Below are 4,118 nucleotides of genomic sequence, written 5' to 3'. Positions count from 1 at the left end.
GACGCTTATCCGGCGAACCCCGACAGCGGTCAGCTCGGCGACGGTCGGTCCGCCCGGTCCCGCCATCGCGTTAACTGGCAGCGGTGACGCTGCGGTCAGCACGCTGAGCGTGTCGAGGTTCAGCAGACCTGGCACGAACAGGCAGTCGGCGCCGGCCTTGGCGTATCCGGCAACGCGGGCGAGGACGGCGTCAAGCCGTCCTGCGGGCTCGCCGATCTGAAACAGGTAGACGTCGGTGCGGACGTTGATCACGAACTCCGGCACCCCGGCGCTGGCCGCCGCCTTCCGTGCGGCCTGGATACGTTGCATCTGCTCCTCGACGGGCAGCAGCGTGCCGTCTGCGGCGCGGGAGTCCTCGATGTTCACTCCAACGGCGCCCGCCTCGATTGTCGCCCGGACAGTGGCTGCCACGTCTTGGGGCGTGAGGCCGTATCCACCCTCGACATCAGCAGTCACCGGTACATCGACGGCCGCTGCGATGCGGCGCACCGCCGCCATCATTTCTTCCCGTGTCAGCATCTCCCCATCGGGCCGGCCGAGAGACCAGGCCACGCCGCCGCTGGTAGTCGCCAAAGCCGCACTAGCCGGATCCCAAGCATTCGGCAGCACCAGCACGGATTGATCGTGCAACGCCCGCAACGTGCGAGCCTTATCGGTGATGAGTGCTTCGGTCATGGTGTATCTCCATCAATCAGGTGAATGCAGAGACGATCGAACGCTCGCGGACGATGCCGCTCGACGGTCCGCTCGCGCGCCCGTCGAGCCGGTCATCAGCACGGAGGACGGCTGTGCCCCCGGACGTCGCCGTCCCAAGTAGGGAGGCACCGTCCGCCGCCGCCCGTCCACCGCTTCCGCAACCGCAGGGGCCGCTGTGTCGGCTCGATCGGCACGGCTTGAGTCTTCCTGGAACGAATCATCATGGCTGGCGGCTTTCGGCCCTGACCGTGGCATTGACGCGAATGGGACTCACCACTGCGTGCGGCTGACAGCCACTGATTAAGGTCTCCACGCCCCAGCGATGATGCTGCTGTGGCGACGCACTCTTCTGCCGCGATCCTGGCGTCGCGAGGCGATGCCGCCGTTGTGACCATGAGCAGCTGACCGGGCGCAACGCGAGCCGGACTTGCATGTTCCTGCTGCTGCGGTTCGTCACCGTGCTGAGCTGCCGTGTGGCGCTGCGCGTCGACGCGGCCGGGGTCACTCTGGGTCAAACCTCGCTCTGGCCGTCCTCACACACTGCGCTGGTGCTGTGGTCCAACATCGAGGCTGTCGTGCTGTGGACGCAACAGGCCGGCCCGACCACGGTCCCGTACGTCGGGCTGCAGCGGCACCCCGGCTTGCCGCCGCTGCCGGGCTCGGCGCGCTCGCGCGGCCTGCGGCGGATGAACCGGGCGCTCGTCCCGCACGTGCCGCCGGCCGTCCTCGCCGACAGCCGGCCGGCGACCCTCTGGCGACTGCACCGCCCGAGCATTGAGGCGGCGGTCCGCCACTTCGCACCCGCGGTGGAAATCGTCGACGCGGGCTGAGGGTTCCTCGCCAAGCCCACGAGGCCTTCATGCGGACGTGATGGATATCCGACGATCCGACGGTGGTCCGGTACGGGCCCAGGACCGGGGGAGCAGGCTGGGAGCAACAGTGTGCACTGAACGTCCTTGAACTGCATCCAACGGCTTCCAACGTCCCCCACCTGCACCCACCGGTGCCTGCGGATCCAGGCTTCCGCAGCTCAGAGCGGGTGGAGCGTCCTGGTTCCCGCGGAGTGCTCCGCGGTTCTGCGCAGCAGTCGACAACGCTCTATGTCACCTGGTGGGGGAGTGCGCGCAGGTCAAGTCGGTAAGGAGCCGTTGGTCGGTCTGGCCTTGCAGATGAGAGCAGATTAGGTGCAGGTTGGCGAAGTGGTCACCGCGCCCGAAGTACTCACCGACGCGGGACAGAGACGGGGGCTATGACCTGTGGTGATGCGGTCAGTTGGTGCGCCGTGGTCTCCCAGTGAGCGGCGAAGTGGTCAGGTGGCGCTGCTCCCAGGACGGCTGGTGCGGGCCGGCGTCTCGGGTCGCCTAACGCCGCGCCTGCAGGTGCGCTGTGGATCGATGTAGAGCGTTGCGGGTGAGCTCGGTGGAGTCCGTTGCGGTTCGCCGCCCTTGCCGGTGCATCACCGCTACCGGCGTCATCCGACAACACCACGCGACACCGACTCAACCGTGGCGGCGACCGACGCCTCAACCGAGCCCTCTGCACCGTCGCACTGGTCCGAATGGGCCACGACTCCCGCACCCGCGACTACGTCGCCCGCCGCACCGCCGAAGACCGCACCAAACGCGAGGTCATGCGCAACCTCAAGCGCTACATCAGCAGGCAACTTTTCCGAACCCTCAACAACGCCCAACCAGCTACCAGCACCACTTGGCAGTTATAGAAGCATCTCATTAATATCCGACATCAGCGAGTCGGTGCTCCATCAACCATTGTCAGGGCGTACGGCTCGCTGTTCGCCGACTGCTCGGCCCCGGGGCTCAGCCGGTGAATTCGTTGACGCCGAGGGCGAAGTCCCAGTGGCCGACCCCGTTGCCGGCAAGGCCCACCGTGACCACGCCTAGTTGTGCTGTCCAGGGGCGTTGGTCAACCTGGTGATCGGTGGTAGGCCGCCAGTGGCGGTGTGGGGTCGGTGGTGATTGTAGTGATGCAGGAAGGCCGGTAAGGCCTTCCTGCGGGCTTGTTCGGAGTTGTAGAAGCGTGCCAGGGCCCAGCCGTCGGTCAGGGTGCGGTGGAAGCGCTCGACCTTGCCGTTGGTTTGGGGCCGGTAGGGGCGGGTCTTCTTCATGGTGATGCCCAGCTCCTGGCAGGCGTCGCGCCAGACGAAGGATTTGTAGGCAGAGCCGTTGTCCGACAGCACCCGCTCGATGGTGACACCGCGTGCGGTGAACCAGGCGACGGCGTTGCGGAGCACGTCGACGGCGGTGGCGCCTTTCTCGTCGTCACGGATTTCGGCGTAGGCGACGCGGGAATGATCGTCGATGACGGTGTGCACGAACGCGGTCCCGACTTTCGGTGCCCAGTTCTTGCCGCGGTTTCCGGTGCGCACGGCGGTGGCGTTGCGGTGGCGGCGGCCCTGGAAACGGCCGACGTAGCGCCAGCCGCCACCGTCGGGGATTGTTGCCGTACTTGGTGACGTCGACATGCAGCATCGCGGTGCGCCTCAACGAACGCGCGTACCGAGTCGAGGTTGCCGTGTGGGCGTAGCGCGATCGCGAGCGGCTGAGTTGCCCGGACGATGCGGTACGAGCTGGTCTCCTGGGCTAGTGGCCTGCGTTTGGGTCGTAGAACTGCTCGTCGTCGATGCCGAGCCAGGACGTCTGCTGACGTTCGGGCGGGGCTGCCCGGTGCAGCACAGTCTGTCCCCCGTGCGAGCTACCTGCGAATGTCCACCGTGCGGTGACTACTTTGGGCGGGCAAATCCATAGCGTTCGGGGTAGCCCGCGACGCTCCCGCCGCGGCTTCTCAAAGGAGTCATCGTGCGTCTGGTATGGCAACTCTTGGCGGTTGCGGCGGTCTGGATCCTCGGCAATCTGGGCACGGCAGCGGTGAAGGACACCCCCTGGCTGGCGCTCGTGGCCGGCCTGCTGACGGCCGTCGTCGGGGTCCTGGTCTACGGCTGGGTGGTGCGGCGAACCGAGCACCGCGCCCCCGTCGAGGTCTCGCTGAGGGGAGCAGGTGCTGGAATCGGCTGGGGCACGCTGCTCGGCATCGCGCTGTTCGGGGCAGTGATCGCGAACATCGCCTTCTTCGGTGACTACACGATCAACGGCCTGGGCACGCCGGCGAGTGCCGTCAGCCTGCTCGGGATCATGGCGGGTGCCGCTGTGGCCGAGGAGCTGGTCTTCCGCGGTGTCCTGTTCCGGAACATCGAGCGCTGGACCGGAACCTGGATCGCGCTCGCGCTGACCGGGTCGCTGTTCGGCCTGATCCACCTGGCCAACGCGAACGCCACCCTGTTGGGTGCCATCGCTATCGCCATCGAGGCAGGCGGGATGCTGACCGCCGCGTACATCGCCACCCGCAAGCTGTGGCTGCCGATCGGTCTGCACTTCGGCTGGAACATCGCCGCGAGCGCCATCTTC

At 67.1% G+C, this 4,118-nt stretch carries 3 protein-coding genes and 2 pseudogenes; 3 read left to right on the top strand and 2 right to left on the bottom strand.

Annotation, left to right across the window (positions count from 1 at the left end):
- Positions 1–675, bottom strand: a 675-nt coding sequence (locus KBX08_RS32360) for an isocitrate lyase/phosphoenolpyruvate mutase family protein (RefSeq protein ID WP_210787554.1), incomplete at its 3' end; no start/stop codon positions are given.
- 452 nt (positions 676–1,127) lie between these two features.
- Between KBX08_RS32360 and KBX08_RS32355 the strand changes: the two genes are divergently transcribed.
- Together KBX08_RS32355 and KBX08_RS32350 are read left to right on the top strand one after the other, a co-directional pair.
- Positions 1,128–1,526, top strand: coding sequence for a hypothetical protein (locus KBX08_RS32355; RefSeq protein WP_210787553.1), 399 nt, complete (start codon positions 1,128–1,130; stop codon positions 1,524–1,526).
- A 593-nt stretch (positions 1,527–2,119) separates the two neighbouring features.
- Positions 2,120–2,416 (top strand): annotated as a pseudogene (locus KBX08_RS32350) (transposase); the annotation flags it as partial.
- A gap of 177 nt (positions 2,417–2,593) precedes the next feature.
- On the opposite strand, the pseudogene KBX08_RS32345 reads toward KBX08_RS32350, so the two are convergent.
- Positions 2,594–3,188 (bottom strand): annotated as a pseudogene (locus KBX08_RS32345) (integrase core domain-containing protein); the annotation flags it as partial.
- A 324-nt stretch (positions 3,189–3,512) separates the two neighbouring features.
- Between KBX08_RS32345 and KBX08_RS32340 the strand changes: the two are divergent.
- Positions 3,513–4,118, top strand: a 606-nt coding sequence (locus KBX08_RS32340; RefSeq protein WP_210787551.1) for a CPBP family intramembrane glutamic endopeptidase, incomplete at its 3' end; no start/stop codon positions are given.

Origin of the sequence: Micromonospora sp. H61 (genome assembly GCF_018070325.1) — a bacterium.
Lineage (GTDB): Bacteria > Actinomycetota > Actinomycetes > Mycobacteriales > Micromonosporaceae > Micromonospora > Micromonospora salmantinae.
The sequence above is the reverse complement of the archived record's forward strand: the minus strand, read 5'-3'. Positions and strand labels throughout refer to the sequence as shown.

Bases quoted from the DNA above. Each gene is read 5' to 3' on its own strand.
- KBX08_RS32355 (WP_210787553.1), top strand. From the start codon at position 1,128: ATGTTCCTGCTGCTGCGGTTCGTCACCGTGCTGAGCTGCCGTGTGGCG.